At 65.1% G+C, this 15989-nt stretch carries 18 protein-coding genes and 1 pseudogene; 12 read left to right on the forward strand and 7 right to left on the reverse strand.

Going from position 1 to position 15989, the window contains the following annotated elements:
• Window position 1 precedes the first annotated feature (1 nt).
• Complete coding sequence (locus CT676_RS27000) at window positions 2-925, forward strand: AEC family transporter (RefSeq protein WP_135215725.1); 924 nt, start codon at window positions 2-4, stop codon at window positions 923-925.
• A 15-nt stretch (window positions 926-940) separates the two neighbouring features.
• On the opposite strand, the gene CT676_RS27005 is transcribed toward CT676_RS27000, so the two are convergent.
• Window positions 941-1705 (reverse strand): type II CAAX endopeptidase family protein, encoded by a 765-nt coding sequence (locus CT676_RS27005; protein WP_135215726.1) that lies wholly within the window; start codon window positions 1703-1705, stop codon window positions 941-943.
• A 54-nt stretch (window positions 1706-1759) separates the two neighbouring features.
• Window positions 1760-2518: a M15 family metallopeptidase gene (locus CT676_RS27010; RefSeq protein WP_135215742.1), complete on the reverse strand. Its 759-nt coding sequence runs from the start codon at window positions 2516-2518 to the stop codon at window positions 1760-1762.
• A gap of 214 nt (window positions 2519-2732) precedes the next feature.
• Between CT676_RS27010 and CT676_RS27015 the strand changes: the two genes are divergently transcribed.
• The 4 genes from CT676_RS27015 to CT676_RS27035 all read left to right on the forward strand — a co-directional run bounded on the left by CT676_RS27015 (window position 2733) and on the right by CT676_RS27035 (window position 7045).
• Window positions 2733-3680, forward strand: coding sequence for an aspartate carbamoyltransferase catalytic subunit (locus tag CT676_RS27015; RefSeq protein WP_014494716.1), 948 nt, complete (start codon window positions 2733-2735; stop codon window positions 3678-3680).
• 5 nt (window positions 3681-3685) lie between these two features.
• Window positions 3686-4987 (forward strand): dihydroorotase, encoded by a 1302-nt coding sequence (locus tag CT676_RS27020; protein ID WP_135215743.1) that lies wholly within the window; start codon window positions 3686-3688, stop codon window positions 4985-4987.
• A gap of 47 nt (window positions 4988-5034) precedes the next feature.
• Window positions 5035-5631, forward strand: coding sequence for a glycerol-3-phosphate 1-O-acyltransferase PlsY (gene plsY / locus CT676_RS27025; RefSeq protein ID WP_063986317.1), 597 nt, complete (start codon window positions 5035-5037; stop codon window positions 5629-5631).
• 211 nt (window positions 5632-5842) lie between these two features.
• Window positions 5843-7045 carry a patatin-like phospholipase family protein gene (locus CT676_RS27035; protein ID WP_135215727.1) on the forward strand — a complete coding sequence of 401 codons (1203 nt, stop codon included), beginning with the start codon at window positions 5843-5845 and terminating at the stop codon, window positions 7043-7045.
• Here CT676_RS27035 and CT676_RS27040 read toward each other — a convergent pair.
• Window positions 7037-8281 (reverse strand): amidase, encoded by a 1245-nt coding sequence (locus CT676_RS27040; RefSeq protein WP_135215728.1) that lies wholly within the window; start codon window positions 8279-8281, stop codon window positions 7037-7039. The genes CT676_RS27035 and CT676_RS27040 overlap by 9 nt on opposite strands.
• A 305-nt stretch (window positions 8282-8586) precedes the next feature.
• Between CT676_RS27040 and CT676_RS27045 the strand changes: the two genes are divergently transcribed.
• From CT676_RS27045 to dprA, 4 genes and pseudogenes are all read left to right on the forward strand, one after another.
• Entirely contained in the window at window positions 8587-9018 is a 432-nt protein-coding gene (locus CT676_RS27045) for a DoxX family protein (RefSeq protein ID WP_199877134.1), read from the forward strand.
• A 130-nt stretch (window positions 9019-9148) separates the two neighbouring features.
• Complete coding sequence (locus tag CT676_RS46105) at window positions 9149-9274, forward strand: hypothetical protein (protein ID WP_256376491.1); 126 nt, start codon at window positions 9149-9151, stop codon at window positions 9272-9274.
• A 123-nt stretch (window positions 9275-9397) separates the two neighbouring features.
• On the forward strand, window positions 9398-10420 hold the full coding sequence (locus CT676_RS27050; protein ID WP_244623277.1) for an ABC transporter substrate-binding protein: 1023 nt from the start codon (window positions 9398-9400) through the stop codon (window positions 10418-10420).
• A gap of 109 nt (window positions 10421-10529) precedes the next feature.
• Window positions 10530-11671 (forward strand): annotated as a pseudogene (dprA, locus tag CT676_RS27055) (DNA-processing protein DprA).
• Here the strand turns inward: dprA and CT676_RS27060 are convergent.
• A complete protein-coding gene (locus CT676_RS27060) occupies window positions 11668-12078 on the reverse strand; it encodes a helix-turn-helix domain-containing protein (RefSeq protein WP_028152772.1) in 411 nt (136 codons plus the stop codon). The pseudogene dprA and the gene CT676_RS27060 sit on opposite strands and share 4 nt — an antisense overlap.
• Window positions 12079-12162: 84 nt before the next feature.
• Between CT676_RS27060 and CT676_RS27065 the strand changes: the two genes are divergently transcribed.
• Complete coding sequence (locus CT676_RS27065; RefSeq protein WP_135215729.1) at window positions 12163-12771, forward strand: FMN-dependent NADH-azoreductase; 609 nt, start codon at window positions 12163-12165, stop codon at window positions 12769-12771.
• A 58-nt stretch (window positions 12772-12829) separates the two neighbouring features.
• On the opposite strand, the gene CT676_RS27070 is transcribed toward CT676_RS27065, so the two are convergent.
• Window positions 12830-13012, reverse strand: a complete 183-nt coding sequence (locus tag CT676_RS27070; RefSeq protein ID WP_071917406.1) for a hypothetical protein — start codon at window positions 13010-13012, stop codon at window positions 12830-12832.
• A gap of 174 nt (window positions 13013-13186) precedes the next feature.
• Window positions 13187-13960 (reverse strand): glucose 1-dehydrogenase, encoded by a 774-nt coding sequence (locus tag CT676_RS27075; RefSeq protein WP_071913097.1) that lies wholly within the window; start codon window positions 13958-13960, stop codon window positions 13187-13189.
• 123 nt (window positions 13961-14083) lie between these two features.
• Here CT676_RS27075 and CT676_RS27080 point away from each other — a divergent pair, with 123 nt between their 5' ends.
• Both CT676_RS27080 and CT676_RS27085 read left to right on the forward strand, forming a co-directional pair.
• Window positions 14084-14551, forward strand: coding sequence for a helix-turn-helix domain-containing protein (locus tag CT676_RS27080; RefSeq protein ID WP_071913095.1), 468 nt, complete (start codon window positions 14084-14086; stop codon window positions 14549-14551).
• A gap of 171 nt (window positions 14552-14722) precedes the next feature.
• Window positions 14723-15277 carry a flavodoxin family protein gene (locus CT676_RS27085; RefSeq protein WP_135215730.1) on the forward strand — a complete coding sequence of 185 codons (555 nt, stop codon included), beginning with the start codon at window positions 14723-14725 and terminating at the stop codon, window positions 15275-15277.
• A gap of 247 nt (window positions 15278-15524) precedes the next feature.
• On the opposite strand, the gene CT676_RS27090 is transcribed toward CT676_RS27085, so the two are convergent.
• Window positions 15525-15764 (reverse strand): hypothetical protein, encoded by a 240-nt coding sequence (locus CT676_RS27090; RefSeq protein WP_014494703.1) that lies wholly within the window; start codon window positions 15762-15764, stop codon window positions 15525-15527.
• Window positions 15765-15989 lie beyond the last annotated feature (225 nt).

Genomic DNA, 15989 nt, shown 5'->3' on the forward strand with positions numbered 1-15989 from the left:
CATGGCCGTCGTGATCGCGGCGCTGCTGCCGGTCTTCATCCTCATCGTGCTCGGCGTGGTGCTCAGGCGCACCCTGATGCGGCTCGACACGCAATGGCACGGGCTGGAGCGGCTGACCTATTTCGTGCTGTTCCCGATGCTGCTGATCCAGACGCTGGTGAAGGCCGACCTCTCCAGGGTGCCGGTCGCCGGCGTCGGCGGCGCGCTGCTGCTTGCGGTGCTCGCGATGTCGCTGCTCTGCCTCGCGCTGCGCCCGGCGCTCGCGCGGTTCGACATCGACGGTCCCGCCTTCACCTCGATCTTCCAGGGCGCGACGCGCTGGCAGACCTATGTGGCGCTCTCGGTGTCCGCCAACATGTTCGGCGATGTCGGGCTGGCGCTGGCGTCGGTGGCGATGGTCGCGATCATTCCGCTGGTCAACGTATTCAGCGTCGCCGTGCTCGCGCACTATGCATCGCCCGAGAAGCAATCGGCGCGCGCCATCGTCATGACGGTGGTCCGCAATCCCCTGATCTGGGCTTGCGTGATCGGCCTCGTCATCAACGTCATCCATCTGCCGCTGCCAAAGATCTGGCACGAGGTTGCGGACGCGCTCGGCCGGTCCTCGCTCGCCATCGGCCTGCTCGTCACCGGCGCCGGCCTGCAGCTCAAGGGCCTGCTCCGCCCGAGCGTGAGCGCGACCATCGGCGTGGCGTTCAAGCTGGCGCTGATGCCCGTGCTCGCGCTGGCGCTCGCCGCCTGGTTCGGGCTCTCGGGCGACAGCCTGGCGATCGTCGCAATCTGCGCGGCGGTGCCGACCTCGCCCAGCGCCTATGTGCTGGCCCGCCAGATGGGCGGCGATGCGCCGCTGCTGGCGCAGATCATCACGTTGCAGACGATCTTGGCGGCGGTCACGATGCCGATCGCGATCGCGCTGGTGGCTTAGGCCTCGTGCGAGGCCTCAGCTCCCCAGCCACATCGTCAGCACCACCGCCGTCAGATTGTTCAGCGCATGCAGCACGATCGTCAGCCAGAGCGAGTTGGCGCGATAGCGCATGTAGCCGAACCACAGGCCGATGGAGAAGACCTCCGCGAGGAAGTACAGGTCGTACTGCAGGTGCACGACCGTCCACACCAGTGACGACAGGATGATCGCGCCGGGCACGCGCAGGAAGCTCGCCGACCAGCCGCGAAACAGGAAGCCGCGCGCCAAAACCTCTTCCGACATCGGCGCAGCGACACTGAACGCGAACAGCAGCATCACAGCCGCGCCCTTGTCGCGGCCCGATTTCAACAGATCGGTCATGAAGCCCGGCGTCGCCTCGCGGCCAAGGCTCCGCGACATCGTCTCCCAGGCAACCACGATCAGGACAAGCCCGATGGCGCCGAACAGCATTTGCTTCCAGGACGGCCAATGCAGCGCGAGGTAATCGACGAACGAGGCCTTCTTGATGCGGATGGCGAGCCATACCGCGGCCAGCGTCGCCGGCAGGCCCATGGTCACCGACAGCGCGAGCGCCGCGGGCTCGCGACCGACACGCTGGATCGACATCAGGTCGAGGGGATCGCCACGGTCCCAGGCCAGATAGAGGATGGCACCGATCTGGCCGACAAACATCGCGACGAAGATAAGCAGGCCCCACACCGCCGTGCCCCAGAATTTCCAGACGCGCGGTGCGGCTGGCGTCACGGTCATCGGCGGGAGATCGGGATTGAGGGAGTCCATTCAAGCGCTTTCGTTGGGACGGCACCGTCATTCCGGGGCCGTTCGCCCGACGATCTACTTCGTTCGCGGCGGAATCGGGAAATCATAGGCCGCCCCGCCCGCCCCCGGCAGGGAAAAATGCCACCACTCCTTCGCATAGTTCACAAAGCCTTGCTTCGCCATCGCGGCCACCAGCCGCTTGCGCCAGGCGCGCTGGTCCGGATTGATCGACGTTACAGCGGTATGCCCCTTCGCGTCCGTGCAGTCATAGCCCGTGCCCATGTCGACGCTGCCCTCCGGCAATCGCGCCTCGACCGGCGCCGTGCAATCGGCATAGGTTTTCGACGGGTCGTATCTGGCGGAATTGTCAGCCTCGAGATCGACCAGCGTGAGATCGAGCGCCGCGCCCGTGGAATGCTGCGAGCGGCTCGCGATGTAGCCGAGGCGGAACAGCTCGCTCTTCGGGATCTTCGGATTGTAGCGCCGCTCGGCCGCCGTCTCGTGGCCGTTCTGCGACCACCTCACCATGTCGAGCGAGGCCCGCGCCGGCCGGTAGCAGTCGAACATCTTCAGCGACAGGCCTTGCGCCGCCAGTTCCTGCTGAACCGCCTTCAGCCGCAGCCCCACCTCCCGCTTCACTACGCATTCGCCGGCGCCGTAACCGGCGAGCGGACGGCCGACGAAATTGTTCGAGCTGGCGTAGCGGATGTCCTGGATGATGCCGGGGTCGATGTCGCGCAGATAGACGAAGCCGCCGGGAAGCGATTGGGCGTGGGCCTCGGCCGTTATCATCGTCAGCGCAATCACAATTCGGATTAACTTCACGTGATCCATCCCCATCGTCATGGCCGGGCTCGTCCCGGCCATCCACGTCCTTTTGCCTCAAATGCGATAGAAGATCGTGGATGCCCGGGACAAGCCCGGGCATGACGGAGATATTGGCGACAGGCCACGCCAGAGCGACGAACCTGACAGATCAGGGGATAACTTCCCGCCCCGGCATTGGCCCTTGCTCCCCCCGCCATCCCCGCCTATAGCTCTCGTTTTAATGACATCGAAATCGACCTTCGTCCTCGGCCACCGGCATTTGCTGGGCATCGAGGGCCTTTCCGCGGCCGACATCACCGGCCTCCTCGACCTGTCCGAAGAATATGTCGAGCTCAACCGCCAGGTTGACAAGAAGCGCACCGTCCTGCGTGGACGGACGCAGGTGAACCTCTTCTTCGAGGCCTCCACCCGAACCCAGTCCTCGTTCGAGCTCGCCGGCAAGCGGCTGGGCGCGGACGTCATGAACATGTCGGTCTCCTCCTCGTCCATCAAGAAGGGCGAGACGCTGGTCGACACCGCGATGACGCTCAACGCCATGCATCCAGATATCCTGGTGGTGCGCCATCACGCCTCCGGCGCGGTGGAACTGCTGGCGCGCAAGGTCGACGGTTCCGTGATCAATGCCGGCGACGGCGCGCACGAGCATCCGACGCAGGCGCTGCTCGACGCGCTGACCATTCGCCGCAACAAGGGCCGGATCGAGGGCCTCGTGGTCGCGATCTGCGGCGACGTGCTGCATTCGCGTGTGGCCCGTTCCAACATCATCCTGCTCAACACCATGGGCGCCCGCGTCCGCGTCGTCGGCCCCTCCACGCTGCTGCCACCCGGCATCGAGCGGATGGGGGTCGAGGTTGCGCGCGACATGCGCGAAGGGCTCAACGGCGCCGATATCGTCATGATGCTGCGGCTCCAGCGCGAGCGCATGAACGGCTCCTTCGTGCCGTCGACTTCCGAATATTTCAACTATTTCGGGCTGGACCAGAAAAAGCTCGCTTATGCCAAGCCGGACGCGCTCGTCATGCATCCCGGTCCGATGAACCGCGGCGTCGAGATCGACACCGCGGTCGCCGACGGCGCGCAATCGCTGATCCGCGAACAGGTCGAGATGGGCGTGGCGGTACGGATGGCCGTGCTCGAAGCGCTCGCCCGCAACTTGCCGAACGCGTGATGCTCATGCTGACTGACCGCCGTCCCATCCTGCTTGCCAACGCCCGCGTCGTCGATCCCTCCAGGGATTTCGACGGCCCCGGCGATGTCCTGATTGCCGACGGAATCATCCGCGAGACCCGCCGCGGCATTGGCGCTGCCGGCGTCCCCGAGGGCACCGACGTCGTCAACTGCGCCGGCAAGATCGTGGCCCCCGGCCTGGTCGACATGCGCGCCTTCGTCGGCGAGCCCGGCTTCAGCCACCGCGAGACCTTTGCCTCCGCGAGCCAGGCGGCTGCGACCGGCGGCATCACCACCATCATCTGCCAGGCCGACACGTCTCCGGTGATCGATAATTCGGCGACCGTCGACTTCGTGATGCGCCGCGCCCGCGACACCGCGATCGTCAACATCCAGCCGATGGCGGCGCTCACCAAGGGAATGCACGGGGAGGAGATGACCGAGTTCGGCCTCCTCAAGGCCGCCGGCGCGATCGCCTTCAGCGACAGCGACAAGAGCGTGATCAACGCGCAGGTGATGCGCCGCGCGCTGACCTACGCGCGCGATTTCGACGCGCTGATCGTGCATTACACCGAGGATCCCGATCTCGTCGGCGAAGGCGTGATGAACGAGGGCGAGTTCGCCTCGCGGCTCGGCCTGATGGGCATCCCGAACGCGGCGGAGGCCGTGATGCTCGAGCGCGACATGCGTCTCGTCGCGCTCACCGGCGGGCGCTATCACGCGGCGTCGCTGACCTGTATCGACTCGCTCGACGTCCTCAAGCGCGCCCGCGACGCCGGCCTCGCCGTGACCGCCTCCGTCTCGATCAATCATCTTGCGCTGAACGAGAACGACATCGGCCCCTACCGTTCCTTCCTGAAGCTGTCGCCGCCGCTGCGGACCGAGGACGACCGCCGCGCGCTGGTCGCAGCGGTCGCCTCCGGCCTCGTCGACGTCATCATGTCCGACCACAATCCGCAGGACGTCGAGGTCAAGCGCCTGCCGTTCGCGGAAGCCGCACCCGGGGCCATCGGGCTCGAGACCATGCTGCCGGCGGGCCTCCGCCTCGTGCACAATGAGGAACTCGACCTCAAGACGCTGATCCGGGCCATGTCGACGCGGCCGGCCGAGATCCTGGGTCTGCCGGGTGGAACCCTACGCGCCGGCAGCCCGGCCGACGTCATCGTGATCGACCCCGACGTCCCCTGGGTGGTCGATCCCGCCGACCTCAAATCGCCCTGCAAGAACACCCCGTTCGACGAGGCCCGCTTTACAGGCCGCGTGGTGCGCACCATTGTCGGCGGACGGACGGTCTACGAACATGTCTGACGGGCAGATTCATGCGTGGCGTCGCAGTTCAGCATGGAGATGCGGCCATGGGGCTTGAAGCCTTCCTGCCGGTGGCCTTCGTCATCGGCTACCTGCTCGGCTCGATTCCGTTCGGGCTGGTCCTGACCAAACTCGCCGGCACGCAGGATATTCGCTCGATCGGCTCCGGCAGCATCGGCGCCACCAACGTGCTGCGCACGGGCCGCAAGAGCCTTGCCGCGGGCACCCTGCTGCTCGACGCGCTCAAGGGCACGGTCGCGGTGGTGATCGCCGGCTACATCGCGGGACCCAATGCCGCCATGGTGGCCGGGCTCGGCGCCTTCCTCGGCCATCTCTTCCCGGTCTGGCTGAAGTTCAAAGGCGGCAAGGGCGTCGCCGTCTATATCGGCATCCTGCTCGGCCTGTTCTGGCCCGGCGCAATCGTGTTCTGCCTGCTTTGGCTCGCCACCGCCTTCACCACCCGCTACTCCTCGCTGTCCGCGCTGGTGGCGGCATTCATCACCCCGATCTTCCTGTGGTGGTTCGGGCACCTCGCGCTTGCATCGCTGTTCGCCGCGCTGACGCTGCTCTTGTTCTACGCGCATCGCGAGAACATCAAGCGACTGCAATCCGGCAAGGAAAGCCGGATCGGCGAGAAGGCCTAGAGCGTTTTCGAGCGAAGTGGATACCGGTTCGCGTCAAGAAAACGCGTCAAAACAAAATCCAAGGCCGGAAAAAGTACGGATATCGCCGCACCGCCTCCGCATTATGTGCCAATTCCTGTTCGCAACTTGGAAGCTGCTCGCGGCCGGAGTGGCGAACGAGTTCCACGCCTGTCATCCTGACAGCGGAAATGGCGTTACGCGGTAGCTCAGAATGAGCGAGAAGATTGTCGGCGCGCATGACGGGCCTGGTTCGCACGGTGCTTCCAGCACCGCAGCAAGCCGGCTGCTCTCGATGACCAATGTCTGGTCCGATGCGCCCTCGCCGCTGCCCGCGCCCGAGCCTGCTCCCGTACCCCCGCCAGTGACCCGGCCTGCGCCCGTCGCGCAAGCCGCCGCGCCAGTCGAGATCGTGACCATTGCCGCGCCGGTCGCGCCCGTGCAGCCGCGCTCCAGCCAATGGCCGCCGCAAAGAGTGTCGCTGGCCCTTCAGGGCGGCGGCACTTTTGCGGCCTTCACCTGGGGCGTGCTGGAGCGGTTGCTGGAACACCCGACCATCCAGATCGACACCATCAGCGGCGCCAGTGCCGGCGCCATCAATGCGCTGCTGGTCGCCTCCGGCCTTGCCGAAGGCGGACGCGAAGGCGCCCATTCGCGGTTGAACCGGTTCTGGGCCCGCCTGATGCACGAGGCCTCGTTCCGCTCCTTGATGCTGGTCGGCGGATTCTCGCCGGCGGGAAGCTCGGTCGCGTTCGGTCCGACGCTGCGCTCCGGCCAGTTCGATCCGTTCGATCTCGATCCGCTGCGGCTGGCGCTATCGCGCGACATCGATTTTGCCGCCTTGCGCGACGCGGCCTGCCCAAAACTGCTGATCGCCGCGACGCGGATCCGCGATGGGCAGCAGCAGATCTTCCGCAACGATTGCATTACCGCCGACGTCGCGCTGGCCTCGACCTGCCCGCCTTTGGTTCACTGCGCCGTCGAGATCGACGGCGAGGCCTATTGGGATGGCGGCATTGGCGGCAATCCGCCGCTGGTGCGCCTGGCGCAGGAATCGACAGCCTCCGATCTGCTGCTCGTCCAGGTCACGCCCACGCGCGACAGCTACGTGCCGATCACGCTCGCCGCGATCGACCGCAGGCTCGACCAGATCGCAGCCAACGCCGCCCTCAACGCCGAGATCGCGGCACTGGAATGGGCGCGAGCCACCGCCGCACCTTCGCTGCGGCTCTCCAGGATCGCGGCCGAAGACTCCATTGAGGGCCTGGCGCAGCGCTCATCCACCGATCTCGGCCGCGGCTTCATTCGTACGCTGCACCGGAGTGGCCGCGAGGCCGCCGAGCGCTGGCTCGGACAAGGCGCGACAGGCACCGAGGCCGAACGCGCGCTGCCCGCCGCTGAGCCGGCGCTAGCCTGATTTCGCCAGCGCGTCCTCCAGGAACCATGCCGCCGCAAGCGCGCCCGGATCGTTGCCGAAGCGCGCGATCACCTGGACGCCGATCGGCAGGCCGCCGACCTTCAGCACCGGCACGTTGACGCAAGGATTGCCCATCAGCGTCCAGAGCCGGTTGTAGCGGGGCGAGCCGGTCGAGGCGAGCTCCTTGGCCGGCGCGGTGCCCGGCGCCGAATAGGTCAGCAGCACGTCAAAACCCTCGAACAGCTCGCCGAGCTCGCGGCGGCCACGGCGGGCGATCCGACGCGCGTCGTCATACTGCTTCGGCGTCAAGCCGACGGTGTCATCGAGGCTGGCACGCAGCATCGGCGCGATCTCGTCATGATGCTCCGAAAACTCCCACGCCAACGCGCGATGCGCCTCGAAATCCTGGATGATCGGATGGATGCGCCAGGCTTCCTGCACCGACTCCGGCAGATCGATGGTCTTGACACTGGCGCCGGCCTTCTCGGCCGCCTTGATCGCAGCCTGCAAGCCCTCTTCCGCCGCCGGCTCCACGGCCTCGGCAAACTCCTGCCTCACCACGCCGATGCGCGGCGCCTTGGCCGCGGCGATGCCATCGAATTCAGTGCGGCCGGTGATCGCCAGCAGTCCGCGCGCAAGATCCTCCGCACGGCTGCCGAACAGGCCGACCGTGTCGAGCGCCCACGAATAGCACTTCACGCCGATGGTCGGCAGCATCCGGAACGACGGCTTGATCGCGGCAGCCCCGCAATAGGCGGCGGGCCGGATCACCGATCCGCCGGTCTGGGTGCCGAGCGCCAGCGGAATCATGCCGGCGCCGACGGCCGCAGCCGAGCCCGAGGACGAGCCGCCCGGCGTATGGCCGAGATTGTGCGGATTGAGCGTCGGGGTCGGATCGCGCGAGGCGAACGCCGTGGTGGTGGTCTTGCCGATGATGGTGGCGCCTGCCCGCTTCAGCATCATCACGACCGGCGCGTCCGAGCGCGGCTGCCAGCCGCGATAGATCTCCGAGCCCATCTCGGTCGGCATGTTGGCGGTGTCGATGATGTCCTTGATGCCGACGGCGATGCCGCGCAGCGGGCCGGAGGCTTGCGCCTTCACGGATTTGTCGTGACGGACGAAGGCGTGGACGTCCTTCTCCCTGGCCTCGATCGCCGCGTGCGACTGGGCGATGGCGTCATCGGGCGAAAGCTCGCCCGCTTCGATGCGGCGCTGGAGGTCGGCGAGTGAGATCATGGCAATACCCTTCTTATTGCCATCGCTTTTAGCATCGGGACGAGGTCGCGCAAGCGCACGTGGACGCGGTCGATCCATGCGTGCAGTCGACCGGGACCAGCGGCTCGACCAGAGCATCCGCGTCCGCGGGCGCCGCGCGGATGAGATCAAAAATGGAAACAGTATCTTTCAATTATTTCTATTTTTATCGCGATTCAATCGAGCCAGTGTGAGGTCACGACGCAGGGCCCTGCGGCGCGCACTCTCTACGAACCACAAACGCCTGGTGCGTCACCGCCGTCGGACCTCAACCAAGCACAGGAGCGATGACCATGGATACGACCCGTTATGCTTCCCTCGTTGGCCGCCTGCTGATCGGCCTCCCGTTTGCAATGAGTGGCTTCAGCAAGCTCACCGCTTATGGTGCGACGACCGCTTACATCGCCGCTGCGGGATTGCCGGTGCCCCCGTTGGCATATGCGATCGCAGTTCTCGTCGAGCTCGGTGGCGGTCTCCTGCTGATCGCGGGCTATCAAGCCCGCTCGGTCGCGCTGGCGCTCGCCATATTCTCGCTGGCCGCGGCAGTCTCGTTCCACAACAACTTTGCCGACCAGAATCAGATGATCCATTTCCTCAAGAACGTGATGATGGCAGGCGGCCTGCTCCAGATCTTTGCCTTCGGTGCCGGTGCGCTCAGCCTTGACGCTCGCGTCTCGCGGAGCGGCGTCGCTGTCGCTCAGGCGGCGCACGCGCGTTGATAAGACGACCTTGCGGAAGACCCGTCGACCACGTCGGGTCTTCCGGCAGCGCCCTTGAAGCCCGATCAAGCGCACGCAGCTGTTGCCCACGCCCTCAGGTTGTTCCATGTTGCCTCCATAAGGAGACGCCGTGGACGCCATCAATCCGAGCGTTGAGCTGACCGAGGCTGAGCGGATCGACCGCCTGCGGCTGATCCGCTCTGACAATGTCGGGCCGCGTGGCACTAACGCGGAAACGCCGCAACCTTTGCGTTAGTTCTAAATTGCCCCGACAATCAAGGCGATGAGATTCGAATTGCCGGACTGTTGGACGCTCACGCCGTCTCGGCTTAGGCTGTGCGCCTTCTGACCCAACCTGTTCATTGACGCGGCTGGACCAATGTCGAAAAATGCTTACTCTCTGCCAGAGGATAAGCGATTTAGCGGTGCTATGAAACGACGCGGATTCATCACTTTGGCTGGCGGGGCGTTGGCGTGGGCAACGGCCGCACGCGCTCAGCAAGTGAAGCGCGTCTCGCGGATCGGCCTTTTCCTCCCCCCACCGCGAAATTCGGAGGTCGACGCGTTCCTCGTTGCGCTTCGCGGTCTCGGTTGGGTTGAGGGCGAGAACGTCCACGTTGAATATCGCGACGCCGACGGCGACGATAACCGGCTTCCGGCGCTGGCTGCTGAACTGGTCGCCCTCGGCGTCGACGTTCTCGTGACAGCCACATTTCCCGGGGTTCTTGCCGCGCACCGTGCGACGACCACAATTCCAACCGTGATGATCGTGGGTCCCGATCTGGTGACCTTGGGCCTTGCAGCCAGCATGGCTCATCCCGGTGGCAACATTACGGGACAGACCTTTTTCCTTACAGAACTAGCTGCGAAGCGGTTAGAGGTTCTTGCGAGCATAGCTCCCTCGATGACCCGCGCAGGGGTGCTCATGCAGCGAGGCAACCCCCTGAACAACGGCACCATGAGTGCCATGACGAACGCCGCGCGGGCAATGAAGGTTGAGCTGCGACCGATCGAGCTTGACGTCCCCGGCGACCTCGACAACGCGCTATCAATCTTCGGCTCCACCGCCATGGACGGTCTCGTCATCACGGACGCCAATGCGTTTGTCACCAATTCGGCGTTGGTCGCGGCGATTGTCGACAAGTGCCGCGTGCCATCGATTGCCGCACCCATCGTCGCGTCCCGGGGGGGCGCACTGGTAGGGTACGGGGTAGACTTCACCTCCATGTTTCGCCGCGCCACTGTTTTCGTTGACAAGATATTGAAGGGCGCGAACCCGGCCGACATCCCCATCGAGCAGCCGACGCTGTTTAAGACGGTCATCAACTTGAAGACCGCCAAGGCGCTCGGCCTCGAGATACCGCAGTCGTTGCAGGTGCGCGCGGACGAGGTCATCGAATAGCAAAAGCCTTGAGGAATGAGGCAGCGCGTTGCTCCATTCCTCCTCCGCCCATGATTGGGGCGATAGAAACAACCACACGCCACTGTTGCCCACGCCCTCAGGTTGTTCCATGCTGCTCCCACAAGGAGACGCCGTGGACGCCATCAATCCGAGCGTTGAGCTGACCGAGGCTGAACGGTTCGACCGCCTGCGGTTGATCCGCTCCGACAATGTCGGGCCGCGCACCTTCAAATCGCTGGTCGATCATTTCGGCAGCCCGCGCGCCGCACTGGAGCGCCTGCCGGATCTGGCGCGCCGCGGCGGCGCTCAGCGATCGGGGCGCATCTGTAGCGTGGACGAGGCGAAGGCCGAGCTCGCCGCGAGCCGCAAGTTCGGCATAGCTTGGCTCGCGCCCGGTGAGGACGGCTATCCATCGCGGCTCGCCACGCTCGACGATCCGCCGCCGCTGCTCGCCGTACGCGGCGACACCACGACGCCGATGCGTCCGATGATCGCGATCTCGGCTCGCGCAATGCCTCTGGCGCGGGACTGAAATTCGCCGGTCAGTTGGCCCGTGAGCTTGGCGAAGCTGGCTTCATCGTCATCTCGGGGCTCGCCCGCGGCGTCGATCAGGCCGCACACCGCGCCAGTGTCGAGAGCGGCACCATCGCGGTGCTCGCCGGCGGACATGATTGCATCTATCCGCCCGAGCATGGCGACCTGCTCGCCTCGATCCTCGATCACGCGGGCGCTGCGATTTCCGAGATGCCGCTCGGCCACGAGCCGCGCGCCCGCGACTTCCCCCGCCGCAACCGGCTGATCTCGGGCGCAGCCCTCGGCGTGGTCGTGGTCGAGGCGGCGCACCGCTCGGGCTCGCTGATCACCGCGCGCATGGCGGCCGAACAGGGCCGCGAGGTATTCGCGGTGCCCGGCTCGCCGCTCGACCCGCGCGCCGCCGGCACCAACGATCTGATCAAGCAGGGCGCAACGCTCGTCACCGAAGCCGCCGACATCATCAACGCTGTCGCACCGATCATGGAGCGGCCGCTGATGCATCCGGCGAGCGAGCCCGATAGCGAACCGTTCGAGAGCGACCCGCAATCACACGACCGCGACCAGATCACCGGCCTGCTCGGCCCTGCCCCCATCTCGATCGACGATCTCGTGCGGATGTCCGGCGCCTCGCCCGCGATCGTCCGCACCGTGCTGCTGGAGCTCGAGCTTGCGGGCCGCCTCGAACGCCACGGCGGCGGTCTCGTTTCTCTTCTCTAGGTGTCGTTGCGCTCATCGAACCGCGTGCGTGCCGCCGCGATCTGCGCCTGGTGCTCCTTCGCCCATAGCCCAAGCGCCATCACGGGCTGCTGGAGCCCGCGGCCAAGATCGGTCAGCTCATAGTCCACGCGCGGCGGAATGGTCGGGAAGATCGTGCGCGTGACGAGGCCGTCGCGCTCCAGCCCGCGCAGGGTCAAGGTCAGCATCCGCTGCGAGATGCCGTTGATCATCCGCTTCAGCTCGTTGAAGCGCTTGGGCCCGTCGCTCAGCATCATGATGACGAACACGCTCCATTTGTCGCCGACGCGCGCCAGGATCGAGGCGACCCCGCGGCAGTCCGCGTGGTCGCGATCCGGCATCTGGGGAGCAGGAAAATCGGTGTGTGCAGGTCTCAAAGATGTGCCCATGGCTCAAAAAAGTGCGTTCTTGCGGGGAATTTGACAGTCACTCATGTAGTGCGGGTTACAAATCTATACCATAGGTGAACCCCAATGAAACTCCTCCATATCGACTCCAGCGTGCTCGGCCCCCACTCCGTCTCACGGCAGGTTTCCGCCGCCATCGTCGACCGTCTCAGGCAGGCGACGCCGTCGCTCGACCTCGTCTACCGCGATTTGACGCAGATTCCGCTCGCCCACCTCTCCGGCTCGCACCTTGCGGCCGCGCAAGGCGCGCCGGCGCCGGCGGAACTCGGTCCCGACCTGGCCGCGAGCGCGGCCGTGCTCAACGAGTTCCTCGATGCCGATATCGTCGTGATCGGCGCGCCCATGTACAATTTTACGATCCCGAGCCAGCTCAAGGCCTGGATCGACCGCGTCCTGGTGGCGGGGAAAACGTTCAGATACGACGCGAACGGCCCGCAGGGCCTTGCCGGCAACAAGCGCGTGATCGTGGCGATCTCGCGCGGCGGCTATTACGGCCCGGGCACGCCGGCCGCCTCGCTCGAGCACCTCGAAACCTATTTGCGTGGCGTGTTCGCGTTCATGGGCATCACGAGCCCCGAATTCATCGTCGCCGACGGCATCCAGGTTGGCCCTGAGCATCGTGAGAAAGCGCTGGCCGGAGCGCTTCAGGCTGCCACCAGCCTGCAGGCGGCGTAAGACTTACGCCGACACCAGCCGCTGCCGGAGCCCGGCGGCGGCTGAGAATTCGACAGCGCTAAAACCAGGCGCCCTGAACGCCAAGAATGACGGCGACGAGCGAAATGAAAAGCCCGATGCCTGAGAAAAGTGCCACCCCGATGAACTCGGACGTATCGGAGTGCTTGGCTGGAATGGCGGAATGTTCGGTGTAAATACGTGGTTCTGAAATCGACGAAGAAATACGAGCTGCTTTTGACATCGCGGGCTCCCTGAAAGTGAGTCTTATGACCCTGCCCGCAAAAGGGTCTTGGCAGCGCAAGCGAAGGTTCAACGCCTCACGGAAGGTTCAGAGGAATACAGCCACCGAGGTGCAGGAACCGGCCGGCGCAACCGATGTCGTCGCGCCGACCGATTCAATTTTCGCAAACGTTGATCAGCCGCGATAGATCGGTGCGCCCGCGGGAGAGGCAACCGCGCCACCATCGACGAAGATCTCCTGGCCCTGGATGTGCCCGGCATCGTCGGAGGCGAGGAACAGCACCGTCTTCGAGATGTGATCCGGTTCAGCAATGCGGCCGAGCGGCGTGGATAGTCCAAGGCGCTTCTCGAACGCCTTCTCCGCTTCAGGCGTTGCGATCGCGGCGCCCCAGATCGGCGTGCGGGTCGCGCCGGGCGCAACGACGTTGACGCGGATGCCGCGCGGCGACAGTTCCGAGGCCATGATCCGCGCCAGCGCGCGCACGCCGGCCTTGGCGGCCCCGTAAGCGGAGTAGCCGGGAACGCCGAGCACGGAGATCACCGAACCGTTGAGGATGATCGAGGCGTTGTCGTTGATATAGGGCAGCGCCGACTGCACCGTGAAGAACACGCCGGTGAGGTTGGTGCTGATCACCTTCTCAAAGACATCCAGCGTCGTCGAGCCCAGCGGCGTGCTGCCGGGGATGCCGGCATTCGCGAACACGATATCGAGCTTGCCGAATTTTTCGGTGCCCTTCTTGATCGCCGCTTCAGTCGCGGCGACGTCGGTCGCGTCCGCAACCAGCGCGAGCCCGTTCGGCCCGAGTTCCTTTGCCGCGGCCTCCAGCGTCTCCTTGTTGCGCCCGGTGATGATCACCTTCGCGCCCTCGGCCACGAACAGCTTTGCCGTTGCCAATCCAATTCCGCTGTTGCCGCCGGTGATGAGTGCCGTCTTGCCGCTCAGTCTCATGCTCGCCTCTCCAATAGTTTCATTATGAAACCATGTTGCAATCTAGGCGGATGGTTTTATGATGCAACCACACAAGCGCGTGATTGGCGCCGACATCGTGCGAATGTGAGGGGACCTCAGACGATGGTGAAACGAACGAGTTTTGAGGGTGACGGCTGCCCGGTCGCGCGGTCGCTGGAGGCGATCGGCGACTGGTGGACGCTGCTGATCATCCGCGAAGCGATGCTCGGTGTGCGCCGCTTCGGCGAGTTTCAGGGCAAGCTCGGCATGGCCAAGAACATCTTGTCGGCGCGCCTGCGCTCAATGCTCGAACACGGCATCCTGGCGACCGCCCCCGCCTCCGATGGCAGCGCCTACCAGGAGTATGTGCTGACGCCGAAGGGACTTGGCCTCTTCCCGATCCTGGTCGCGCTCCGGCAATGGAGCGAGGAGTTCGACGACACGCCCGAGGAGATCGACACCGTCATGGTCGATCGCGTCAAAGGCCGCCCGGTGAAGAAGCTCGAGCTGCACGCCGAGGATGGACGGTTGCTCAGCCTGGCCGACATCACACTGAAGCCCCGACCGGCACCGCGGCGGCGGTCAGCCTGATCGCGGCACGCTGCCACCACACCGTCATTGCGAGCGCAGCGAAGCAATCCAGGATTTCACCGCGGAGGGATTCTGGATTGCTTCGCTGCGCTCGCAATGACTGCGTTGGGGGGACTTGTACAAAATATCGACGGCGTCAAAGATGGCTGAACACCCCAAAGTGGCACCGCCATGCCCCTGCTCGCTATCGTCTATTTTTCCATCTCCTGCACCACTGAGAAGCTGGCGCATGCGTTGGCGCGCGGAGCGGATGGCATGGCAGACGTCGCGCTTTGCCGAATCACAGGCGGCGACATCATGTCAGGCCGGTTTCAGAATGAGAGGTTCCTGGAAACGATTGACGGCGCTAGCGCCGTTGCATTTGGCAGTCCCACCTACATGGGCGGACCTGCGGCCCAATTCAAAGCTTTTGCGGACGCCTCGAGCGACAGATGGAGCCAGCAAAGACGGGCCAACAAGATCGCAGCCGGGTTCACCACGGGCGCCTGCGCAAGCGGCGATCAACTCCACACATTGACCTACTTCTCCATTCTCGCCGCGCAGCACGGCATGCTCTGGTGCGGACTGGATATTCCGGGTGGGGAGGATCTGAGTGGCCGGAATCGTCTAGGTAGTCAGCTTGGCCTGGCGACACACTTGGTCGACGCCTCGCTACCGCAGAGCGACCTCAGCACGGCCGAATATCTCGGCCGGCGACTGGCGAGAATGGCGGGCCGTAGCGGCTGATCCCCTTGTCATTGCGAGCGCAGCGAAGCAATCCAGAATCCCTCTGCGGAAAGACTCTGGATTGCTTCGCTGCGCTCGCAATGACGACGTTGATGCGGCGCGCCTCCATGTATCGCCGTCACCCTGAGGTGGCCGCTTCTTCAGCGGCCCTCGAAGGGCGACGGCCCGGCTGCGGCATCTCGGCCGCTCATCCTTCGAGGCTCGCTACGCGAGCACCTCAGGATGACGGATTGGACGGTGAGCGCCGCTACGACAGCTTGCGCTTGCTCCGCAGCCGCAGGTGCTCGTCGGCCTCCAGCTTGGTCATGCCCAGGAGATAATGCAGCACATCGAGCTTGTGGCGCTCGGCGAGCTTGCGCAACGCCCCGACCTGCTCGGCGATGAAGGCGACGGCCTCATCGACGCCGCCCTCCCCTGGTTCCTCACCGCGCGAGCCCCCCGGCGCGCCTGATGCGGCGCGCGCCCGTTTCTTTCCTGGCTTAGTCACCAGACCCCACCCGAATCCATGCCCCGGGCGACTCTACGCCGACATTGACCGCAACTCCAAGGTGGTATTTTGCAACTTTCTCGATATGAAACTTTTCCCATTTGAGGTGCTTTCAACACCCCTCGATTTGACAGCGAGGGCCTCACCACCCATGTTCGGGTCGAAACGGCCGATCCGAATCTCATCGAAACCGGCTCGTAATTTCCCCGTAAGTTACTGGAACTA

The sequence above is a fragment of the Bradyrhizobium sp. MOS001 genome (assembly GCF_004634465.1).
Lineage (GTDB): Bacteria > Pseudomonadota > Alphaproteobacteria > Rhizobiales > Xanthobacteraceae > Bradyrhizobium > Bradyrhizobium barranii.

What these genes read in the sequence shown, in the direction of transcription:
- plsY (WP_063986317.1), top strand. Translation starts at nt 5,035, where the DNA reads ATGGGGCTTGAAGCCTTCCTGCCGGTGGCCTTCGTCATCGGCTACCTG.
- CT676_RS27070 (WP_071917406.1), bottom strand. Translation starts at nt 13,012, where the DNA reads ATGTCAAAAGCAGCTCGTATTTCTTCGTCGATTTCAGAACCACGTATT.
- CT676_RS27040 (WP_135215728.1), bottom strand. Translation starts at nt 8,281, where the DNA reads ATGATCTCACTCGCCGACCTCCAGCGCCGCATCGAAGCGGGCGAGCTT.
- CT676_RS27050 (WP_244623277.1), top strand. Translation starts at nt 9,398, where the DNA reads ATGTCGAAAAATGCTTACTCTCTGCCAGAGGATAAGCGATTTAGCGGT.
- CT676_RS27015 (WP_014494716.1), top strand. Translation starts at nt 2,733, where the DNA reads ATGACATCGAAATCGACCTTCGTCCTCGGCCACCGGCATTTGCTGGGC.
- CT676_RS27065 (WP_135215729.1), top strand. Translation starts at nt 12,163, where the DNA reads ATGAAACTCCTCCATATCGACTCCAGCGTGCTCGGCCCCCACTCCGTC.
- CT676_RS27075 (WP_071913097.1), bottom strand. Translation starts at nt 13,960, where the DNA reads ATGAGACTGAGCGGCAAGACGGCACTCATCACCGGCGGCAACAGCGGA.
- CT676_RS27035 (WP_135215727.1), top strand. Translation starts at nt 5,843, where the DNA reads ATGAGCGAGAAGATTGTCGGCGCGCATGACGGGCCTGGTTCGCACGGT.
- CT676_RS27010 (WP_135215742.1), bottom strand. Translation starts at nt 2,518, where the DNA reads ATGGATCACGTGAAGTTAATCCGAATTGTGATTGCGCTGACGATGATA.
- CT676_RS27000 (WP_135215725.1), top strand. Translation starts at nt 2, where the DNA reads ATGGCCGTCGTGATCGCGGCGCTGCTGCCGGTCTTCATCCTCATCGTG.
- CT676_RS27020 (WP_135215743.1), top strand. Translation starts at nt 3,686, where the DNA reads ATGCTGACTGACCGCCGTCCCATCCTGCTTGCCAACGCCCGCGTCGTC.
- CT676_RS27085 (WP_135215730.1), top strand. Translation starts at nt 14,723, where the DNA reads ATGCCCCTGCTCGCTATCGTCTATTTTTCCATCTCCTGCACCACTGAG.
- CT676_RS27060 (WP_028152772.1), bottom strand. Translation starts at nt 12,078, where the DNA reads ATGGGCACATCTTTGAGACCTGCACACACCGATTTTCCTGCTCCCCAG.
- CT676_RS27045 (WP_199877134.1), top strand. Translation starts at nt 8,587, where the DNA reads ATGACCATGGATACGACCCGTTATGCTTCCCTCGTTGGCCGCCTGCTG.
- CT676_RS27005 (WP_135215726.1), bottom strand. Translation starts at nt 1,705, where the DNA reads ATGGACTCCCTCAATCCCGATCTCCCGCCGATGACCGTGACGCCAGCC.
- CT676_RS27080 (WP_071913095.1), top strand. Translation starts at nt 14,084, where the DNA reads ATGGTGAAACGAACGAGTTTTGAGGGTGACGGCTGCCCGGTCGCGCGG.